At 41.9% G+C, this 21,417-nt stretch carries 17 protein-coding genes and 1 pseudogene; 4 read left to right on the top strand and 14 right to left on the bottom strand.

Annotation, left to right across the window (positions count from 1 at the left end):
- Nucleotides 1-19: 19 nt before the first annotated feature.
- Genes HT701_RS07130 through HT701_RS07120 form a run of 3 tightly spaced genes read right to left on the bottom strand, consistent with a single transcriptional unit; the run spans nt 20 to nt 2,659 of the window.
- The gene (locus HT701_RS07130; RefSeq protein ID WP_023938999.1) at nt 20-598 is read right to left on the bottom strand and encodes a uracil-DNA glycosylase family protein; all 579 of its coding nucleotides are present in this window, start codon (nt 596-598) and stop codon (nt 20-22) included.
- A gap of 42 nt (nt 599-640) precedes the next feature.
- Nucleotides 641-2,041: a dipeptidase PepV gene (gene pepV, locus HT701_RS07125; protein ID WP_172931369.1), complete on the bottom strand. Its 1,401-nt coding sequence runs from the start codon at nt 2,039-2,041 to the stop codon at nt 641-643.
- A gap of 12 nt (nt 2,042-2,053) precedes the next feature.
- Nucleotides 2,054-2,659 (bottom strand): nitroreductase family protein, encoded by a 606-nt coding sequence (locus tag HT701_RS07120; RefSeq protein WP_050223148.1) that lies wholly within the window; start codon nt 2,657-2,659, stop codon nt 2,054-2,056.
- Nucleotides 2,660-2,829: 170 nt separating this feature from the next.
- Here HT701_RS07120 and HT701_RS07115 point away from each other — a divergent pair, with 170 nt between their 5' ends.
- Nucleotides 2,830-3,630: an amino acid ABC transporter substrate-binding protein gene (locus tag HT701_RS07115; RefSeq protein ID WP_050223147.1), complete on the top strand. Its 801-nt coding sequence runs from the start codon at nt 2,830-2,832 to the stop codon at nt 3,628-3,630.
- Between the two features lie 66 nt (nt 3,631-3,696).
- Here HT701_RS07115 and HT701_RS07110 read toward each other — a convergent pair whose 3' ends face one another.
- The 8 genes from HT701_RS07110 to recJ all read right to left on the bottom strand — a co-directional run bounded on the left by HT701_RS07110 (nt 3,697) and on the right by recJ (nt 14,681).
- Nucleotides 3,697-4,530 carry a metallophosphoesterase family protein gene (locus HT701_RS07110; protein WP_172931368.1) on the bottom strand — a complete coding sequence of 278 codons (834 nt, stop codon included), beginning with the start codon at nt 4,528-4,530 and terminating at the stop codon, nt 3,697-3,699.
- The gene (gene uvrC, locus HT701_RS07105) at nt 4,527-6,368 is read right to left on the bottom strand and encodes an excinuclease ABC subunit UvrC (protein WP_172931367.1); all 1,842 of its coding nucleotides are present in this window, start codon (nt 6,366-6,368) and stop codon (nt 4,527-4,529) included. The genes HT701_RS07110 and uvrC overlap by 4 nt, the downstream gene beginning before the upstream one ends.
- Before the next feature lie 38 nt (nt 6,369-6,406).
- Nucleotides 6,407-7,108, bottom strand: a complete 702-nt coding sequence (locus tag HT701_RS07100; RefSeq protein WP_050208127.1) for a M57 family metalloprotease — start codon at nt 7,106-7,108, stop codon at nt 6,407-6,409.
- Between the two features lie 78 nt (nt 7,109-7,186).
- Nucleotides 7,187-8,419 carry a peptidoglycan bridge formation alanyltransferase MurN gene (gene murN / locus HT701_RS07095; RefSeq protein ID WP_172931366.1) on the bottom strand — a complete coding sequence of 411 codons (1,233 nt, stop codon included), beginning with the start codon at nt 8,417-8,419 and terminating at the stop codon, nt 7,187-7,189.
- 4 nt (nt 8,420-8,423) lie between these two features.
- Nucleotides 8,424-9,644 carry an aminoacyltransferase gene (locus HT701_RS07090; protein ID WP_138701768.1) on the bottom strand — a complete coding sequence of 407 codons (1,221 nt, stop codon included), beginning with the start codon at nt 9,642-9,644 and terminating at the stop codon, nt 8,424-8,426.
- Nucleotides 9,645-9,774: 130 nt separating this feature from the next.
- A complete protein-coding gene (locus HT701_RS07085; protein WP_055310795.1) occupies nt 9,775-10,554 on the bottom strand; it encodes an alpha/beta hydrolase family protein in 780 nt (259 codons plus the stop codon).
- Between the two features lie 68 nt (nt 10,555-10,622).
- Complete coding sequence (locus HT701_RS07080) at nt 10,623-12,284, bottom strand: ribonuclease J (protein WP_050083936.1); 1,662 nt, start codon at nt 12,282-12,284, stop codon at nt 10,623-10,625.
- A 174-nt stretch (nt 12,285-12,458) separates the two neighbouring features.
- Entirely contained in the window at nt 12,459-14,681 is a 2,223-nt protein-coding gene (gene recJ / locus HT701_RS07075; RefSeq protein WP_172931365.1) for a single-stranded-DNA-specific exonuclease RecJ, read from the bottom strand.
- Between the two features lie 176 nt (nt 14,682-14,857).
- On the opposite strand from recJ, the pseudogene HT701_RS07070 reads away from it, so the two are divergent.
- The 3 genes and pseudogenes from HT701_RS07070 to HT701_RS07060 all read left to right on the top strand — a co-directional run.
- Nucleotides 14,858-15,487 (top strand): annotated as a pseudogene (locus HT701_RS07070) (amino acid ABC transporter ATP-binding protein); the annotation flags it as partial.
- A 237-nt stretch (nt 15,488-15,724) separates the two neighbouring features.
- A complete protein-coding gene (locus HT701_RS07065; RefSeq protein WP_172931364.1) occupies nt 15,725-16,384 on the top strand; it encodes an amino acid ABC transporter permease in 660 nt (219 codons plus the stop codon).
- Between the two features lie 340 nt (nt 16,385-16,724).
- Entirely contained in the window at nt 16,725-17,915 is a 1,191-nt protein-coding gene (locus HT701_RS07060) for a ferric reductase-like transmembrane domain-containing protein (RefSeq protein WP_000835817.1), read from the top strand.
- A gap of 320 nt (nt 17,916-18,235) precedes the next feature.
- Here HT701_RS07060 and HT701_RS07055 read toward each other — a convergent pair whose 3' ends face one another.
- The 3 genes from HT701_RS07055 to vncR all read right to left on the bottom strand — a co-directional run bounded on the left by HT701_RS07055 (nt 18,236) and on the right by vncR (nt 21,239).
- The gene (locus tag HT701_RS07055; protein ID WP_172931363.1) at nt 18,236-19,117 is read right to left on the bottom strand and encodes a class II fructose-bisphosphate aldolase; all 882 of its coding nucleotides are present in this window, start codon (nt 19,115-19,117) and stop codon (nt 18,236-18,238) included.
- Between the two features lie 140 nt (nt 19,118-19,257).
- On the bottom strand, nt 19,258-20,586 hold the full coding sequence (gene vncS, locus HT701_RS07050; RefSeq protein ID WP_100104489.1) for a sensor histidine kinase VncS: 1,329 nt from the start codon (nt 20,584-20,586) through the stop codon (nt 19,258-19,260).
- Nucleotides 20,583-21,239, bottom strand: coding sequence for a response regulator transcription factor VncR (vncR, locus tag HT701_RS07045; protein ID WP_000697964.1), 657 nt, complete (start codon nt 21,237-21,239; stop codon nt 20,583-20,585). The genes vncS and vncR overlap by 4 nt, the downstream gene beginning before the upstream one ends.
- Between the last annotated feature and the right edge of the window lie 178 nt (nt 21,240-21,417).

Raw genomic sequence — 21,417 nt, 5'->3', positions numbered from 1 at the left:
GCTCTTTGATTTTCATTGACTATAAAATGGTTTTAATTCTTTTTTTCAAATCTGGCACCACTTCTGACTCAAACCAAGGATTTTTGGCCATCCAGATTTGATTTCGTGGTGAGGGGTGAACTAGTGGAAAATAGGTTGGCAGATAGTCTTTATAGTGTTTCACCCTCTCCGTTACCTTCCCACTGATTTTCTCCTGTAAATAGTAGGCTTGGGCATATTGCCCAATCAAGAGGGTTAACTGAATATCAGGCAATTCCTGTAAGAGCTGCGGATGCCATTTTTCTGCAAAACCAGTTCGCGGTGGCAGGTCGCCTGACTTACCATGCCCTGGAAAGTAGAAATCCATAGGCAAAACAGCAAAATAACCTGAATTGTAAAAGGCATCTTCATCCACACCTAGCCAGTCTCTCAGGCGGTCACCACTCTTATCCTTCCAGTAAAGGCCTGCCTCCTGTGTTTTAAGCCCCGGTGCTTGACCGATGATATTGATGCGAGCAGTCTTTGGTGCTGCAAAAAGAGGCTCGATGCCACGCTCTGTATAGCTAGCATTCTGCGGATCCGCCATGATAGCCTGCTTGATTCTTTCAATTTGAGACATCTACTTTCCAGTCCAAGCATACAATCTCAGACTTCTATCGTTTTATTTGATCAATTCGTAAATAGCTTCGGCATAGATTGCTGCTGCTCGGAAAAGATCATCCAAGGCGATAAATTCATTGGCTTGGTGCATGGTATCAATCGAGTCTGGGAACATAGCACCGTAGGCAACACCTCGTTCGAGCAAGCGACCAAAGGTTCCACCACCGATGACTTGCTCATGACCTTGTAGGCCAGTTTGTTTTTCATAGACATTCAACAAGGTTTGCACAAGTGGATCTTCCATTGGCACATAGTGAGGGGTATGACCATGTTCTGATAGACTGACAGAAGCAACTGGCAAGTTTTCTAGGATTGACTTGATTTGTTCTGGACTTGTTCCTTTTGGATAGCGGATGTTAAGGGCAATGGTATTATCAGCACTTGTTTCATCGAAGCGGAAGACGCCAGCATTCATAGAAAGAGCACCCATCTTTTCATCCACATGAGCAATCTTGAGATTTTCACCCTCATGATCGTTCAATAGAATTTTACCTGCGATGTCAAGGTAGTCTTTGGCTGGACCAGCAAAGCCAAACTGGCTGAGGAAGAGGGCAAGGTAAGTTGCGCCATTGACACCTGAAGCAGGCATAGCACCATGGGCTGATTTACCAATGATCGTCACCTTGTATTGGCCAGCTTCTTCTTGGAGTTCTCCTCTAAGTTTGTGTTCTGCAACAAAGGCATCTAGTTTAGCTTGCAAGTCAGCTAAATCACCTGAAACGACTGCTGTTGCTGATTCTGGTACCATGTTTTCACGTAAACCACCTGTAAAGCTGTGAAGACGGGCAGCACCTGTATTTTCTCCTGCAAAGTGGAGGTATTCCGTGATATTTCCTTTTTCACCATTGATGATTGGAAATTCAGCATCTGGTGAGAAACCGAAATCTGGTTTGGCAAGTCCTACGTGCTCAAAGTAGTAGTCCATGTCTGCCCAACCTGATTCTTCGTCTGTTCCAACGATGAAGCGAACTTTCTTAGAAGTTGGAAGGCCCAATTCTTTGATGATTTTCAAACCATAGTAGCAAGCTGTTGTAGGTCCCTTGTCATCTGAAGCACCACGCGCATAAAGGCGACCGTCTTTGATAGTCGGTGTGTAAGGATCTGTGTCCCAACCGCTACCAGCTGGAACCACGTCCATGTGGGCAAAGATTCCGAGAACTTCTTCTCCATCACCAAACTCAAAATGTCCTGCGTAGTTGTCAACATTTTTAGTTGGGTAGCCATCGCGGTCTGCGATTTCAAGGAATTTTTCCAAGGCTTTTACCGGCCCAGGTCCAAATGGATGCTGGGTATCAACCTTGCTGTCATCACGTTCAGAGTTAATTTCCAAAAGGCTAAACAAGTCAGCCAAGAGGTCTTCTTTGCGTTTTTCTACTTCTGCTGTAAAATCAATTGCTATCATTTTTTCTTCTTCCTATCTTTTTTCGATGATTTCATCTACTGGCAAGCGGTAGCTTGGTTGCAATTTTTCGTCTGTATAACCCACTGTGATCAAGAGTTCTGGGCGGAAACGGTCTGCGATTTCCAAAACTTCATTAACTTTTGATTTGTCAAAACCAAGGATAATGTTGGAACCAATCCCTTGGTCTGTAAGAGCTAGAACCAAGTTCATAGCAACCAAACCTGCATTGAGGGCTAGGTAGTCGCTGACTTGTTGTTCATTGTAGCGTGCAAATTCAGCTGGCAAATTTTTCATGAAGTATTGAAGTTGTTCTTCTGAGAAATTGTTAGCACCACCAACTCGGGCAATCTTACGAGCACGTTTGGCAAGGTCTGTATCCGTAAAGAGGGCAATAGTTACAGGCGCTGATGATACCTGTTCAAAGTTGGAACCGTAAGCCAATTTTGCTAGTTCGGCATTTTTCTCACGTACCACCACAAATTTCCAAGGCTGGCTGTTGTGGGCACTTGGTGCCAAGGTTGCAATTTCGATAGCCGTACGCACATCTTTTGGATCAACTGGCTTATCAGTGAAATGCTTAGTCGCATGACGTTTTTTATTTAATTCAAGAAATTTCATAATCGATTTCCTTTTCTAATTCTACTGCTTCCATTCTACCATAATTTGAAAGAGCTTGCAGGGATTTTTCATGATTAAGTTTTTCTATCACAGACATAAAAGATATATATTGGTTTATCAGGAACATTTCTGATAAACTAGCAAGTACTTTACATTTGAATGGAGACAGTATGAAAAAATTTAGCCTATTACTAGCTATCCTACCATTTTTGGTTGCCTGTGGGAATCAATCTACACCCAAAGAGACTAGCGCTCAAAAGACAATCGTCCTTGCTACAGCTGGCGACGTGCCGCCATTTGACTACGAAGACAAGGGAAATCTGACAGGCTTCGATATCGAAGTTCTAAAAGCAGTGGATGAAAAACTCAGCGACTACGAGATTCAATTCCAAAGAACTGCCTGGGAAAGTATCTTCCCTGGACTTGATTCTGGTCACTATCAAGCAGCTGCCAATAACTTGAGTTACACAAAAGAGCGTGCTGAAAAATACCTATACTCGCTTCCGATTTCCAACAATCCCCTCGTCCTTGTTAGCAACAAGAAAAATCCTTTGACTTCTCTTGATCAAATTGCTGGCAAAACAACGCAAGAGGATACCGGAACTTCAAACGCTCAATTCATCAATAACTGGAATCAGAAACACACTGACAATCCTGCTACTATCGATTTTTCTGGTGAAGATATCGGTAAACGAATCCTAGACCTTGCTAACGGTGAATTTGATTTCCTAGTCTTTGACAAGGTATCCGTTCAAAAGATCATCAAGGACCGCGACCTAGATCTCTCAGTTGTTGATTTACCTTCTGTCGATAGCCCCAACAATTATATTGTTTTCTCAAGCGACCAAAAAGAGTTTAAAGAACAATTTGATAAAGCACTCAAAGAACTCTACCAAGACGGAACACTCGAAAAACTCAGCAATACCTATCTAGGTGGTTCTTATCTCCCAGATCAATCTCAGTTACAATAAGATATATTAAAAGCGATTGGACCAGCCAATCGCTTTTTAGTTTGCATTAGTTATTTTAGGAAACTTTTACAAAAAATCAAAAAAATCCTTCACATCCTCTACATACCCATGCTTTTCTATTAAGCTGGCTAAGAGTTCCAGATTGTGCCCCTGATAGTTATCTTCACGACGTAGCTCTTCATACATTTCGATAAAGGGAAGCCCCTTGGACTTGGCCAATTCTAACTCCGCTTCGTAGTCATAAGCGACTTTACGAAATAGGATATTTACCAATTCCCCATCTTCAACTTCTATCACGGCATACTGGGCACGGTGATTTTTTAACGCCTCCCAATTAAAATAGGGCATGCCAATCGACCCTGGATTGATGATTTGTTGCCCTTGACTGCCATAACGAAGCAACTGCTTGTGAACATGACCATAGACTGCCACGTCAACTTCATCATCTAGGAGTTGGTCAAATTTCTCTGTATCATTCTCAACCAGTAGATCCCCACCATAATTTTTGTCAGGTAAATTATGAGAGATAGAAAAGCGCAGCCCCTCAACTTCTTTCTTTTCCAGCATAGGCAAGCTTCGTAGCCAGACAATCGTTGCAGGATCCATTCGCTCCATCAAGAACTGAGTCATTCGCATGAGCTGGATTTCTTGCGGATTTTCCAAACCGTATTGCCCATCCAAGACCTCCAGGACACAATCATCCCAATTGCCTCGAACACTGGCTATGATAGGAAGGTCCTTTAGCAGGGCGACTAAGTCATTTGCGCCTGGACCAGGAAGAAAAATATCTCCCAGAAGCCAGTATTCACTGACTCCTTGATTTTTAGCATCTGCAATCACTGCTTCTAGGGCCGTCGCATTGCCATGAATATCTGATAAAATTGCGATTTTATGGTTCATGATGTTTTTCCTTCCGTTTGGTAATCTACTCTTTCTTCTGCCACTTGAGGCAAGGCTTCTGCCTCCTGCGGGTTCAACTTCCTCTGCACTGCTTCTGCGACTGCTCTTGGTACCCCAACTTCGACAATCTCATCCACACTGGCTTCCTTGATTTTAGTTAGAGACTTGAAATGTTTCATGAGATTTTGCTTACGTTTAGGCCCCAGACCTTCAATTCCATCCAATTGGGATGAAAAGGAATTTTTGGAGCGCAGTTGACGGTGGAAAGTGATGGCAAAGCGGTGGACCTCGTCCTGAATGCGTTGGAGGAGGAAAAATTCCTGAGAATTGCGAGACAACTCCACCACCTCAAGTGGATCTCCAAAAAGCAATTCATGGGTTTGGTGCTTGTCATTCTTTTGCAAACCAGCAATTGGGATATCCAAACCTAGCTCTTCTTGGATAACTTGCTTGGCAATATTGACTTGACCTTGTCCCCCATCAATCACAATCAAATCTGGCGGAGTCAAGCCGTCACGTTGAACCCGACCATAGCGCCTGCGAATGACTTCTCTCATGCTGGCATAATCGTCCGGCCCGACTACGGTTTTTATCTTGTACTTACGGTAATCCTTCTTACTCGGTTTACCATTGACAAAGACTACCATGGCTGAAACAGGACTGGTTCCCATGATATTGGAGTTATCGAAGGACTCGATACGAACTGGGGTCGGTATTTGGAGCAAACGACCTAGATTTTCAATAGCTCCTTGTGTCTTTTCGACAGATTTCTCTAGCAGGTTGAATTTCTGCTCTAGACTGACTCGAGCATTCTTTATAGCCAGATTGATCAGTTGCTTTTTCTCTCCACGCTGGGGTTTGAGAATCTTGGTATCCACCAAAGCCTTGACAGCTTCTTCGTCAATATCCTGCGGAATCAGCACCTCATTGGGAACCAGGTGGGATTTTTCTTGATAGAATTGTCCCACATAGGTTAGAAAGTCCTCATCCGGATCATTGTAGTAGGGGAAAAGATTAACGTCTCGCTCAATGAGCTTGCCCTGACGGACAAAGAAAACCTGCACACACATCCAGCCCTTATCCACATAGTAGCCAAAGACATCGCGATTTTGGAGATCCTTAGCCATGACCCGTTGCTTGGTTCGAAGCGTTCCAATAGCCTGAATCAGGTCACGGTATTCCGCCGCACGTTCAAACTCCATAGTCTGAGCCGCCGCTGCCATTTTGCCCTTGAGGTTATCAATGATTTTATCATCTTGCCCTTTCAGAAAATCAGAAACCTCCTGAGCCATAGACTTGAAATAGTCCTCATCCTTCTTACAGATGGTGTGGCTCATGCATTGGCCGATATGGTAGTAAAAACAGACCTTAGACGGTGGATTGGTACACTTACGAAAAGGGAAAATCCGATCCAGTAGTCGCTTGATTTCATTGGCTGCTCCTACATCTGGATAGGGACCAAAGTAGAGACCTCCGTCCTTCTTGACCTGACGAGTGATAATCAAGCGTGGATAGCGCTCATTAGTGATTTTGATGAAGGGATAGGACTTGTCATCCTTGAGCATGATATTGTATTTAGGCTTATTTTCCTTGATCAGGTTGATTTCTAGGAGAAGTGCCTCAATATTAGACTCCGTAACGATAAATTCAAAATCTACAATTTCAGACACCAAAGCCTCTGTTTTGGTATCATGACTTCCACGGAAATAGGACCGCACGCGGTTACGCAGATTTTTAGCCTTTCCTACATAGATAATGGTGCCGTTTTTATCCTTGTGAATGTAACAACCAGGGCTGGTCGGCAAGAGCTCTAGTTTTGATTTAATCAAGTTGTTCATAATTCCATTATAGCAAAAAAGTAGGGAAAAATAGTCCCCTACTCATTGGTCTCATATAATTTTCGAAGTCTTTCAACATCCTCTTCCTGGATACCATAAAAAGAACCTGCTGGTTGCATGACAGACTTCTCATCTGTATGGTCCAAGCCAATCGCATGACCTAACTCATGTTCTGCCGTATGGACAAGGCGTTCATAGGAATAGCCATAGTATGGATTGGACAAATAATAATGATTCAAGCGCACCGTTACGGACAAGAATTGCCCTGTTAAGAGATTAGTTTGACTTTCCGCCTCTCCTGCCACAGGAGTGCCTCCGTCGTTCATCTCCGTAGCCGTAATATCCGCCTTACTAGACTCAGTCACGAGTTCAAAGTTAAAAGCACCAGTTTGATTCCAGTTCTGGATTGCTTCTACATAAGCCTCTTGAAAGCGTGAATCCATCTGCGGATCCAGGTAAATACGAGCAGAGGCCTGTGGCCACCTTCCTTCAGAATGCTGGTAACTATCTGTCTGGCTTAACTTAGGCAGTTGCCCTGTTTTCTCCCATTGGTCAATACTCTGTTGACCAATTTTTACTGACCGTCCTGCTTGCTTTAGCGCTCCTTGAAAATCCCCGTTCAGATACCAGAGAAGTCCGAAAGCAAGCACACATAAGAGCACAACTATCCAAACCAGACGCCAAAACAAACGCCACACAAAAGAAAAGAAAGCCCCTATCAAACGAAAAAGCCAGCGCATGTCTCTCCACCTTTCTAGCAAATAAAGAGTATTTTACTAAAACAAGCTGAAAGAAAGCTAAATACTGGCTTTTTCATCTTAACGTCCTACTATTTTTTTGAGCAACTGGATAGCTTTGCATTTTAAAGGTGATGGATGGTAACGGAAAGTACCTGCTTTGCGTACAATATAGCCATTAAAATTCTGTTTAAAACGCAAAACACCATCACTTCCATCAAAAATCCCTTGAATGCCTAGGAAGTTGTATTTAGGTATTCCACGTTTTATGCTTTCCAACATAACATATTTTTGAAGCAGTGCAGGGGAATAGAATTTATTAAACTCAGTGTAGGAACCACTAAAGAGGTAAGTCGTTTCCTGAGGCATATAAACAAATAAACTCCCGGCTAAAACAATATCTTCTTCTCCATATTTTTCAATCAAGTCTCGCGCTTCTGCTTTTCGAACTTCAAATGTTTCAAATTGACTAGAATATTCTCTCAGTTGATTTTGTTTTTTCTCAGAATGAGGATTTTTACTCAAATCAAGTCGCAACTTGTTCAAGTTTTCTTCTAGTTTACTTTGTTCACCTTGCAATTTGCTCATATAGTCCGAAAAATTTAAGCTTGCTATGAGAAACTCCGCTTGTTCTCCAAAAGTATCATAAAAATGCTCATAATATTCTAAACTTTTATCACTATATTCTCTACGTTCAGAGGTTTCTTTTGTTATATTCTTAAAAATCGATAGTTCTTCACGTTTTAACTTTTTCAACCGAATGCCAAAGGTTTCAGTCTTTTTCACCAAGGGTTTACCCTTTTTGCTAAAACTTTTAAGCAAACTCTTTTCAGTTAATTCAGTTAAATCTTTATAGTATAACCAATCTGGTTCTCCACCTGGGTAACCTCTTGTCAATCCATCAAATTGATAACCTAAATCAGTTAAACCTTGAATGACACTTTTTTTCTCAGCATCTATTGGATTACCTTGGCTATCAAAAGTTTGATAAGTTTCATAAGGTTTTACAAGCAGCTCTAATACACCATTTTGCTTGGCATATTCTTTTAACTCCGCATAAAAAACTGGAAGAGCATCTTGTTGGGTATAAATCGGCCCCGAATTGATCTCCATATGCAGACCACCCAGCATGGGCAAGCTATAAACCAGAGCTGCAACTTGAATCTCTCCTCCTTGTTTCAAAGCAAGATAAACAATTCGAGCCCCTCTTTTTTCTAACAAGTCCCCCATCTGAACAGATTGCATAAAGGAACGAGAAGAAACCTGATCAGAATAAGTACGAAACTCTTCTTTCGTGAGTGTAGTTAGTGCCATATACTTACTTTCTATGTTTTTTTCTTAATGTTTTACGGAAATCAAGAGCAAGTCTTAACAGAGGATAGAGAGGATGGGTAGGAATTGTAAATTCACCCAAGTATTCTTCGATCGTTGGATTAAAATTAGCTTTAAAACGATAGAGTCCACCATCTAAAGCATTCTCGACGCCTCCTAAATTTTGCCATAAAATGCCACGTTCAAAGGAATATCGAGCTGTCTCATACCAAGTCAAAATAGGAGCTTTATAACGTCTAAAATCTTCATCCATTCCTGCGTATAGATTGACAGAAGTTTGTCCGAATTCTAAAGTCAAGGTAGCCGCTAAGGGAACTCTTGCTTGACCTGCATCCATATATTCCTGCAGGAAAGTCAATTCCTCTAACAAACGTTCTTTTTCCTTCTTCTGCGCTTCTACTTTTGAAGTTCGAGTCGAATCAGTAAAGGTCTCTTCCAAGGCTCTGTTTTTCGCTAACTGTTCTTCTAATTCTTGCGAACGTTTAGAGACATCCAAGGTTGCCAAGGTGATGTAGGCCTTGTCCTTAAAATTATCTAACAACTTTTTATAATAGGCTTCATTCCTCAAATGAATCTCTTTCCGCTTCTCGGTTTTTTTCATCAAAAAGGAAAAAGAGTCCAATAATTCAGTTCCACCAAATTGAATCTCTACCCCCTTATTCCGTGCTGTTCGAATAGCCTGTTTTGTTGACTTGGAAAGTTTATCTTCTTCAAAATTTTCCTTGTATATTTTCGCCTGAATACGAGGTTGAATGGTGTTTCCCATTTCCTCTGTTTTTCCTGACCACCTTACTCCCATTTGTTGCAAACTATCAATAATAGCCAGATTTTCAGGAAATTCTGTTTTTTCCTGATTAATTAAACTTTGAGACAGGCAAATACTTGGGTCAAAAGTCACAAAAATAGCTCTCTTGCTACGAGCATAAGACTTAATGGACTGAATGACAAAACTCAAGAGTTCTGTATCTCCATAATCCAATATAGGTCCTCTTGGGACGTAAAACATTTTATAGCCTAACGGAAGAGTTCTAATCAAAATACTAGCTGTCGCCAGTAATTTTTCTTCCCTGTAAACACCAAACTTCTCATGTTGCCAATCAGACTTCACTTCTTCCCAAGCACTACTTTGTAATACATTGGCTAATTCATGTTCTTTGACAAACTGATCATATTCTAATGTGGGAATGCCAATTTGATAACGGTACATTTCCTACTCTCTTTCCTCCAATATCTTATTCCTATTCTACTACTTTCGTTTGAAAAGTCTAGTGAAAACAGACTTCCATCATTGTTTTGAAGCCAAGAATAACTATAGATAGTGGTTCATTTATAAAAAACTAACTCAATCTCTCTTCTAATTTGAAATCGATTGGCAGGGTTGCTAGAAACCGTTCCAATTGTTTTTCCCAATAATACCACTCGTGAGTTCCAGCGCTATGGCTATAGGTCACATCAAAACCTAATTTTTTGAAATTTTTCACTGCTAGATTATTGGCTTCATACAAGAAATCCTGTTCGCCACACCACGCCCAAAGTTTGGTATTTTTATCCGATTTTTTAGCCAGACTTTCAAGAGAATAGGGACTAGTTGTCCAGTCTCTAATCTCTCCAAAAACACCTCTCCAGTAGGCTGGACTTCCCAGATTTTGGCTCTCAGGAGAAAAATCTTGAAAGCTGAGAGCACCTGAAAAACTAGCTGCATGAGAAAAACGATTTGTCGCAAGAGCCAATTTGAAACAGCCGTAGCCTCCCATGGAGAGACCAGCGATAAAGGTCTTTTCACGCTTACTAGTCATATTAGGGAAGAAGCGTTTCAGAACCTGTGGCAATTCCTCTGCTAGAGCTGTGTAATAGTCAAAACCATACTGGGTATCAGTGTACCAACCGTTGCTGGTATTGGGCATGACGACGATGAGATTAGTCCCCCGAAGCAAGCGTTCTACATTGGTCCGTTTGAGCCAACTATTATGATTGCCAGACATCCCGTGCAAGAGGTACAAGACGGGAATATCTTGACACTCTGGTTCTTCCACTCGATTGGCATCAGGGTAGAGGACATTCACCCCCCACTCCATATCCAAAACTTGTGAGTAATACTCGATTTTCATTACTGCCATGATTTTCTCCTTCTATTTTCCGATAAGAAAAAGCCGAAACTAGACTTTATCTTTACTTATTTCAATGATTATTTTGCTTCCATGACTACTGGTAGAATAGCTGGACGACGCTTAGTTTGATCAAAGAGATACTTGGTCAGATTATCCCGAACCTTGCCTTTAAGATCTGCCCAGTCAAAGTCATCTCCTTGAAGATAGTCTTCTACCGTTTGGTTAATCAATTCTGAACTTTCACGGAGAATATCGCGGCTCTTCTTGAGATAAACGAATCCACGCGTGTGAACACGTGCCTTGGCCACAATTTTCTTCTCACGACGATTAACGGTAATTGCTACGATGAAAATACCGTCCTCTGACAAAACCTTACGGTCACGAAGAACCACATTTCCAACATCACCGATGGCATTCCCGTCAATCAAGACATCCCCTGCCGAAACCGCTCCAGCTGGGACAAAGTCCCCATTCTCATAAGCCATGCTGGTCCCCTTTTTAGGAATGAAGATGCGTTCTGGCAACATCCCAACTGCCATAGCAGCCTTAGCATGGGCATCCAACTCACGGTATTCCCCTTGAATCGGGAAGAGATACTTGGGTTGCAAGAGATTGATCATCAACTGCAAATCACGCGCATTTCCGTGCCCTGATACATGTAAACTTTGGGTAATCAATTTGACAACCCCTCCTGCCTGATAAATCATATTTTCCACACGCGCAACGAAGGCTTCTTTAGCAATAGACGGAGCCGTAGCAATATAGACCAGGTCCCCATCCTTGATTTCTACATAACGATGGCGACCAATCGACATCTTACGAAGTCCATTGATAGGTTCACCCATACGACCTGTCTCAAGAATAATCAACTCATGGTCTTCAAAGCGAGACATATCTTTCGGCTTAATCAAGAGAATTTCGTTGGCTAAAGACAACTTCTTGAGACGAATCGCTGTGCGGACGATATTTTCAATATCAAATCCTGTCAAGACGATACGTCGACCTGTTTTATCCGCAGCGTCAAAAATTTGCTGGATACGAGAAAGGTTACTGGAAACAGCTGCAACGATGATACGACCTTCCCAGTCAGCAATGGTTTGGGTAATTTCATCCCTAACTTCACTTTCACTAGCCACCTGAATATTGCTGTCTGCATTGGCCGAATCACTGAGGAGAGCCAGGACGCCGTCACGACCAATCTCTGCCAAACGAGCAAAATCAGTTGCATAAGATTCACTAGCCGTTTGGTCAAATTTGAAGTCACCTGTATAAACGATGCTTCCTTCCGATGTCTTCAAGACAATTCCCAGACTCTCTGGAACGGAGTAAGTCGTAGGGAAGAAGGAAACCACTGTCCCACCAAAATCAATCTCCGTATTCTCATCAATGACATGGAAATCATTAAATTTCTTAACGGCATCATTTCCTTTGACAAAGAGCTTTGCCAACTCAATGGTCAACTCAGACCCAAATACAGGAACTTTAGCCTCTGCCAAGAGATAAGGTAGAGCACCAATGGCATCCGCATGCCCGTGGGTCAAGAAAACCCCAGCAATACGGTCGCTATTTTCAAAAAGGTAATCCATGTTTGGAATCACCACATCGACCCCTAATTGTTCATTTTCAGGATATTTTAACCCTACATTCAAAACAAAAATGGACTCTCCAATTTCAGCAATGTACATATTTTTTCCATTCTCACGCACACCACCAAGTGTTGTTAAACTGATATTACTCATTTTTCCTCCAAAATCTTAGTTTATCTTGATTATAGGGCAACTCTACCCTCTTATTCTAAAAGTTCTAATACTTTCAGCCGAATCTTTTCCTACCATTATACCATTTTTTTGATGATTTTCAAAATGAAGGTCTGTTTCCAAAAAAGAGTTGATTTCCCAACTCTTTCCTAACTTCTACTCTTTTTCCATCAAAAAATCATAAATTTCTTGCACCGTACCCAGCGCCATCATTTCTTGGTCTTTAACGGTTTGTTTGAGATTTTGGTAAATTTGACTTTCTCCTATCTCCCGCTTTGGCGCCTCTTTATTGACTGTCATCACACCATCTTTTATCGTCACAAAGCCTAGTTCTTCAAATATTTGAATCATCTTGACCAGCAAGATTTGTTGAATATTAAGATATGCAGCCAAATCTTTCAGCTTGTAGCGAATATCAAACTCTGGGAACTGGTAAATAGTCTTGTACAATTTGGCAAACTGATCTCTAGTCCCATAACCTGTCAGATAATAGGCCTTGTCAATATCATTTTTGAAATAGACAGCAGAGAAATGCTGTTCCTGAAAAATGGTCTTCAGCTGAGTAATATCCTCTGGAATGTTTTTTACGACAACAGCTTCACTAGCCGCAAGATTTGGCAGTTCTCCAGGAAAATCCAAGACTGGAACACCTTCTGGCAAGACTGCATTTTTTCCACGAATGTTAAAAAGCTGAACACCTTCCACTCGCGCATCCACCATCATCAACTGGAGGGCAGTTTGGCCATTCCATTGGTTGACAGACAATTTAACCGCTAACTCTAGATTCTTGGTTTGAGAAAACTCTGTCGCCCATCTGCCTTGACCAAAGGCTACCACTTCAAAACTCGCCTCACCCTTGGAAATTTTCAGCTTTAGATGGGCATTACCTGCCCCCATAGTACGAGCACTTTCGACCTGAAAATTCTTGATATAAAAAATAGGTTTCTGATTATCCATTCCAAAAGGAGCTAAACGTTCAAAACTTTTGACCGTTTCCAAGCTAAGTGCCTCCAAATCCAACTCTTCATCTAGGTTTAACTTATTCTTGCCACCAGCATCTGCACCTTTTTCACGAACATAATCTTCCAAAACCTGAGATAAATCTGAGAGTTGCTCAACTTCCAGCGTCATACCCGCTGCACCTGCATGACCTCCAAAGGCGATGAAGAGGTCTCGATAGGGATCCAGAGCTTCAAAAATATCGACCGCTTCCACACTACGAGCACTGCCCTTGGCACGACCGTCTTCTATATTAAGAACAATGACTGTCTGTCCCAATTCTTCCAATAAACGACCAGCCACGATTCCTAGAACCCCAGGATTCCAGCCTTCCTTGGCCAAGACCTGAACCTTCTTCTCAGGATCCACCATGGTCTTGGCTTCTTCATAGATAGACTGAACGATTTCCTTGCGCTCTTCGTTTTTCTGGTGAATCATAAGGGCAATCTCATGCGCTTCCTCATCATCAAATCCAGTCAACAAATCAATGGCAGGATTGGGATCATCCAAGCGGCCCAAGGCATTCAAACGAGGAGCAATCTGGAAACCAACCGTTTCTTCTGTTACTTCGTTGGCAGCAATCCCAGCCATGTCCAGCATTTCTTGCAGACCAATGCGCTGGGTATGACCCAACATTTCCAGACCATATTGAACTAAGATACGATTTTCATCCGTCAGACTCACCATATCTGCAATAGTTCCAATAGCGACCAAATCAAGCAATTCCACTTGCACTTCTTCTAACAGGGCACAAGCCAACTTGAAAGCAACTCCACAACCAGCCAAATATTTAAAAGGATAATCCGCATCTGGATGTTCAGGATGGACAATAGCATAAGCATCTGGCAGGGTTTCAGGCATGGAATGATGGTCTGTCACAATGACATCTACTCCCATAGACTGAGCCAATGCAATAGCCTCATGACCAGCAACCCCATTGTCCACCGTCACAATCAAGGAAATCCCTTCTTGCTCGATAAAGTATTTATAAACACTAGCATTAGGGCCATAGCCATCGGTAAAACGATTTGGCAGGTAAACTCGGCACTCAGCACCAAGTTGTTCCAAACTTTCCTTCACAATAGAAGCCGAAGTCATGCCATCCGCATCGTAGTCTCCATAAACGAGAATATTTTCCCCTTCTTCAATAGCCTGACGAATCCGCTCCACTGCCTTGTCCATATCATGGAGCAGATAAGCATCATGTAAGTCCTCCAAGGAAGGTTCTAAAAACTTCTTCAGACTTTCTTGGTCCTGAATCCCTCTCTCAAACAATAACCGAGCCACCTCAGGACCCAGTCCAGCCTTCTTGGCTATCTTTGTAAAATCCGCATCTTCTACCTGCGGGGCAAACTGCCATTCATAAGTAGGTGTTATCAAAAAGACATCCACTCTTTCTAAGAATTCTATTGCTTCATTATAACATGATTTAGACGTTTTCTCTATCCAGATTGCTTTTTTATAAAATTTTAGTGAATTTTTTCAGATATGATTTGACAAGACAAATCTTTTGGTGCAGAATCATGTTATAAAATCTAATGCAAAGGAGACTCCTTATGGCTTTAGTAGAATTTGAACACGTCGAAAAATATTACGGAGACTACCACGCACTCCGCGACATCAATCTCCGTTTTGAAAAAGGACAAGTCGTTGTCCTACTCGGACCATCTGGTTCTGGAAAATCCACTCTTATCCGCACCATCAATGGTTTGGAGGCTGTTGACAAGGGAAGTCTTCTAGTCAATGGCCACCAAGTTGCTGGTGCCAGCCAGAAAGATTTGGTGCCTCTTCGTAAGGAAGTCGGCATGGTTTTCCAGCATTTTAACCTCTATCCGCATAAAACAGTGTTAGAAAACGTAACACTCGCACCCATAAAAGTTCTAGGAATTGATAAAAAAGAAGCTGAAAAAACAGCTCAAAAATATCTGGAATTTGTAAATATGTGGGATAAAAAAGATTCTTATCCAGCCATGCTGTCTGGTGGACAAAAGCAACGGATTGTCATTGCACGTGGACTCGCTATGCATCCTGAGCTTCTTCTCTTTGATGAACCAACATCTGCTCTTGACCCTGAAACCATCGGCGATGTTCTAGCGGTTATGCAAAAATTGGCCCACGATGGTATGAATATGATTGTCGTTACCCATGAAATGGGCTTTGCCCGTGAAGTTGCCGACCGCATCATTCTCCCTCCTTTGACCAACCAAATTGTCAACCTCATCAAGAACACCTCAACAGTCGCTATCATCTCTGGAGTGGACTTGATGTTTGTGACCAAGTCTTGGTCAGCACTTAACGGAAACTACATTCCAGCCTTTCTAGGCGCTGCCCTTCTCTACTTTTCTCTATGCTTCCCTGTTGCCCAGTTTGGTCGCAAGATGGAACAAGCTAATAAAAAAGCCTATTCACTTTAGGAGGTTACTATGGAATCCATTTTAGAAGTTTTGACCCCAGATAACCTAGTCTTTATCTTTAAAGGATTTGGCTTGACCCTCTACATTTCTCTGATTGCCATCATCCTCTCTACCCTTATCGGTACGGTGCTAGCTGTCATGAGAAATGGCAAAAATCCTGTCTTGCGCATTATTTCCAGCATTTATATCGAATTTGTGCGCAACGTTCCCAACCTTCTCTGGATCTTTACTATCTTTTTAATTTTCAAGATGAAATCCACTCCAGCAGGAATCACTGCCTTCACACTCTTTACATCAGCGGCTTTAGCTGAGATTATCCGAGGCGGTCTCAATGCCGTAGCCAAGGGGCAGTACGAAGCAGGAATGTCACAAGGCTTCACTTCAGCCCAAATCCTCTACTACATCATTCTCCCACAAGCCATTCGTAAAATGCTGCCAGCCATCATTTCTCAGTTTGTAACCGTGATTAAGGATACCAGTCTCCTCTACTCTGTTATCGCCCTACAAGAACTCTTTGGAGCCAGCCAAATTCTCATGGGCCGTTATTTCGAACCAGAGCAGGTCTTCAGTCTTTATATACTGATTGCCCTCATCTACTTCAGCTTTAACCTAGCCATTTCTAGCCTGTCTCATATGCTAGCCAAACGTTGGCAACAAGCTGCAGAATAATACTCTTCGAAAATCTCTTCAAACCACGTCAGCTTCACCTTGCCGTATGTATGGTTACTGACTTCGTCAGTTTCATCTACAACCTCAAAACATGGTTTTGAGCTGACTTCGTCAGTTCTATCCACAACCTCAAAACGGTGTTTTGAGCAGCCTGCGGGCTAGCTTCCTAGTTTGCTCTTTGATTTTCATTGAGTATAAACAGCCACTCTCCAGTTCAATTGGAGAGTTTTTTATAAGAACAGAGATTTACACACCTAGATTTGACACCATACATTTTCTATGATAAAATGTAACAAATTCATTTACAACAAATCGAAATCTAAATGAAATGGAATTTTCTATGAAATCAATCAAAGGACTACTCTTTATCATAGCTAGTTTTATCTTGACTCTTTTGACTTGGATGAACACTTCTCCCCAATTCATGATTCCAGGACTAGCTTTAACAAGCCTATCTCTGACTTTTATCCTAGCCACTCGTCTCCCACTACTAGAAAGCTGGTTTCACGGTTTGGAGAAGGTCTACACCGTCCACAAATTCACAGCCTTTCTCTCAATCATCCTACTAATCTTTCATAACTTTAGTATGGGCGGTTTGTGGGGCTCTCGCTTAGCTGCTCAGTTTGGTAATCTTGCCATCTATATCTTTGCCAGCATCATCCTTGTCGCCTATTTAGGCAAATACATCCAATACGAAGCTTGGCGATGGATTCACCGCCTGGTTTACCTAGCCTATATTTTAGGACTCTTTCACATCTACATGATAATGGGCAATCGTCTCCTTACATTTAATCTTCTAAGTTTTCTTGTTGGTAGCTATGCCCTTTTAGGCTTACTAGCTGGTTTTTATATCATTTTTCTATATCAAAAAATTTCCTTCCCCTATCTAGGGAAAATTACCCATCTCAAACGCTTAAATCACGATACTAGAGAAATTCAAATCCATCTTAGCAGACCTTTCAACTATCAATCAGGACAATTTGCCTTTCTAAAGATTTTCCAAGAAGGCTTTGAAAGTGCTCCGCATCCCTTTTCTATCTCAGGAGGTCATGGCCAAACTCTTTACTTTACTGTTAAAAATTCAGGCGACCATACCAATAATATCTATGATAATCTTCAAGCCGGCAGCAAAGTAACCCTAGACAGAGCTTACGGACACATGATCATAGAAGAAGGACGAGAAAATCAGGTTTGGATTGCTGGAGGTATTGGGATCACCCCCTTCATCTCTTACATCCGTGAACATCCTATTTTAGATAAACAGGTTCACTTCTACTATAGCTTCCGTGGAGATGAAAATGCAGTCTACCTAGATTTACTCCGTAACTATGCTCAGAAAAATCCTAATTTTGAACTCCATCTAATCGACAGTACGAAAGACGGCTATCTTAATTTTGAACAAAAAGAAGTGCCCGAACATGCAACCGTCTATATGTGTGGTCCCCTTTCTATGATGAAGACACTTGCCAAACAGATTAAGAAACAAAATCCAAAAGCAGAGCTTATTTACGAAGGATTCAAGTTCAAATAAGTACTCATACTCTCCTGGGATTCCCCAGGAGAGTTTTTTATAGCCAAATGAAATAAGACCAGAGCGATGAAATTTTGGAATTCAAATCAATTGATAAGAATGTTTTATAGTGGAATGAAATAGGATACGAACAAATTGATTAGGAAAATCAAATGAATTTATAGAAATATTTTAGCAGTTATATTGTCCTGTTCTAGTTTCAAAACGCTATAGAAGCAGCATTGTGCTAGTCTAGATTCAGTTTACTATACTAAAACGAGTAGCTTGAAATCAAAAAACCCACCCTCACAGGCAGGTTTTATCTGTATTATTCAGCTAGATTATGCTTTACCTTCTGAACCGAATACGTCGATACGTTCTTCAACCGATGCTTGGACAGCTTTTACACCGTCAGCCAAGAATTTACGTGGGTCGAAGAGTTTTTTCTTATCGTATTCTGCTTCGTTTGCTTCGTAGTCACGAGCAAATTTACGAGTTGCGTTAGCGAATGCGATTTGGCATTCTGTGTTAACGTTAACTTTGGCAACACCAAGTTTGATAGCTGCTTGGATTTGCTCATCAGGAATACCTGAACCACCGTGCAATACGATTGGGAATCCTGGAAGAGCTTCTGTCAATTTTTGCAAGTGGTCAAGGTCAAGACCTTCCCAGTTTGCTGGGTAAGGACCATGGATGTTACCAATACCAGCTGCCAAGAAGTCGATACCAGTTTCAACCATTGCTTTAGCGTCTTCGATTGGAGCCAATTCACCTTTACCGATGATTCCGTCTTCTTCACCACCGATAGTACCAACTTCAGCTTCTACTGAGATACCTTTAGCGTGTGCTTTTTCAACAACTTCTTTAGCCAATTTAAGGTTTTCTTCAACTGGAAGGTGTGAACCGTCAAACATGATTGAAGTGTAACCAACTTCGATACACTCAAGTGCATCTTCGTAGTGGCCGTGGTCAAGGTGGATAGCTACTGGTACAGTGATACCCATTGATTCAACAAGGTTAGCGATCAAGTTGCGAGCAACTTTGTAACCACCCATGTATTTAGCAGCACCCATTGAAGTTTGGATCAAAACTGGAGCTTTTTTAGCTTCTGCTGCGCGCAAGATAGCTTGAGTCCACTCAAGGTTGTTTGTGTTAAATCCACCAACTGCATAACCGTTGTCACGAGCTGCTTGGACAAATTTTTCTGCTGAAACGATTGCCATTTTATCAGGCCTCCTGTATATTTTTATGGGTCACCCCATTTACATTGTTCATTTTATCACTTTTTGACAAAAAAATCTAGTTTTTCCCGTAGTTTCAATTGAATTTCTTCTAGCTTCATCCATGTAAACCCTTTCTATCTCTAGTCTTGGGCGACTTTTGGAAAAGCTATGAAGAAGGTTAAACGATTCTCCTCCATCTCGAAATGATAAGCTAATTTTTCATGTTCCAATAGACTCTTGACCACAAAGAGTCCCATCCCAGACCCTTTGGGCTTGCGACTAGCATTATCAGAAAAAGACTGGGCTAGTTTTTCTTGCTCTTCTGAGCTACAGCTATTCTCGATAAAGAGTTCCCCTTCTCTTTCTCCAATGCCAACCAAGCCACCTGGAACAGAGTGCTTGATGGCATTGCTGATGAGATTAGAAAGAATCAACTTCATAACTGATGGGTTTAGATAAGCCTGCTGATGGGTCAAACTATTGTCAATCTGGAGCTCTCTTTCCTTGGCGAGCAAGGCATAATCCTTAACCAGACTTTGTGTCATCTGGAGGAGGTCAATTTCTTCCCTATCATCTCGCAACTCCTGCACAGAAGAGAGGGAAAGTATCTGCAGAACATGGTGATTGAGTTCATCCACAATCCCCAAGGCAACTCCCAGATACTGGTCTCTATCCTTATAACGACCGATATTCTCTTTCATGTTTTCGATCAGGATTTTCAAACTAGCCAGCGGTGTTTTCAGTTCATGAGAAGCCCCTCGTAGGAATTCGACCTTCATCTTCTCCAGCTGGAGAATGGCTTCATTCTTGTCATGCAAGTCTGCAATGACAGTCAAAAGATGCTGGTAAAGGCTATTGATTTGTTCCTTGAGATCACCAATCTCATCCTTAGAATCCACGCGCAATCGCACTTGGGAATCCAGTTCCATCATTCTACGAGTCACCCGTTTGATTTCCAAGATCGGGGCAACAATGGTCCGAGCATAGATGTAGGCCACCAAAAGGGAAATTAGAAAGGATGCCAGCAAGGTATAGGGAAGAAATTGGAGACTGATTTGCTCTGCTTCCTTTTGCAAATCCATAGAAACCAGAAACTGGAGAGTCATGGTGCTACCATCTTGCGTTGTCACCTCACGCTCCTCAATAAAGAGAGAGGTGGTCTGACGGTCCGTATCCAGAGGAATGCTGTCCTTGACTTCTAACTTGTCCTCTGTCATCTCGCCCTTAACGACCCCCTTGATATCACTAGTCTGGGAATACAAGTCTAAGACTTGCTCGATACTCTGTCTATCCTTTCCTTCTAGTGACCGGGCAATAGCTGTCGCTTTCTGGCCAATGGTTTCCTGACGATGACTCAGATAAGTCGAGGGAAATAGAAAATAAATAGCTAAATGAAGGCAGATAACCAGAACACTAAATATCGAGAAGGTATAGATAAATATCTTTGTAAATAAACCTGTTCGTCTCATTTTCGCTCCAATTTATAACCAACATTGCGCACAGTGAGGATGCAGTCCAAGTCTAGCTTTTTCCGCAATTCCTTGATATAAACATCAATGACACGGTCAAAGGGAACCTCATCTGTCGCTTTCCAGACGGCATCGATTATCTGAGACCGAGTCAAGGCCCGGCCTTCATTTTTCACCAGATAGTCCAGAATTTCCAACTCTTTGGCATTGATAAGCACTTCTTGACCTGCTAGACTGGCACTGTAGCTCTCAAAATCCACCCTGGCATCTTTATAAGAGAAGATTCGTCCTGTATCGTAGTATCTCTTGAAAATTGCATCCACCCTCACTTTTAAGAGGGAGAGGGAGAAGGGCTTTTCCAGATAGCCATCTGCCAGAGAAGCAAAGGCACTCATCTTGTATTCCTCATCCTGAAAGGCGGTCAGCATCAAGACAGGAACCTGACTGGTTTTACGAATCTCAGCTAGGACTTCTAGACCATTGAGCTTGGGCATCTGGATATCTAGTAAAATCAAGGCTACTTCATAGCTGGAAAATTTTTCTAAGGCTTCTTGCCCATCTGCAGCCTCAAGGGTTTCATAGCCACAATCCGTCAAATAATCACTGACCCCCTCACGGATCATCTCTTCATCTTCTACAATTAAAATTTTCATACTTTAACTGCTCTCTATTTTTTATTTTTCTTATACTCAATAAAAATCAAAAAGCAAACTAGGAAGCTAGCCGCAGGTTGCTCAAAGCACTGCTTTGAGGTTGTAGATAAGACTGACGAAGTCAGTTACATATACCTACGGAAAGGCAAAGCTGACGTGGTTTGAAAAGATTTTCGAA

The sequence above is a fragment of the Streptococcus sp. 10824 genome (assembly GCF_013276595.1).
GTDB classification, from domain to species: domain Bacteria; phylum Bacillota; class Bacilli; order Lactobacillales; family Streptococcaceae; genus Streptococcus; species Streptococcus pseudopneumoniae.
Note: the sequence above shows the minus strand (reverse complement) of the source record. Positions and strands in the feature narration are given on the sequence as shown.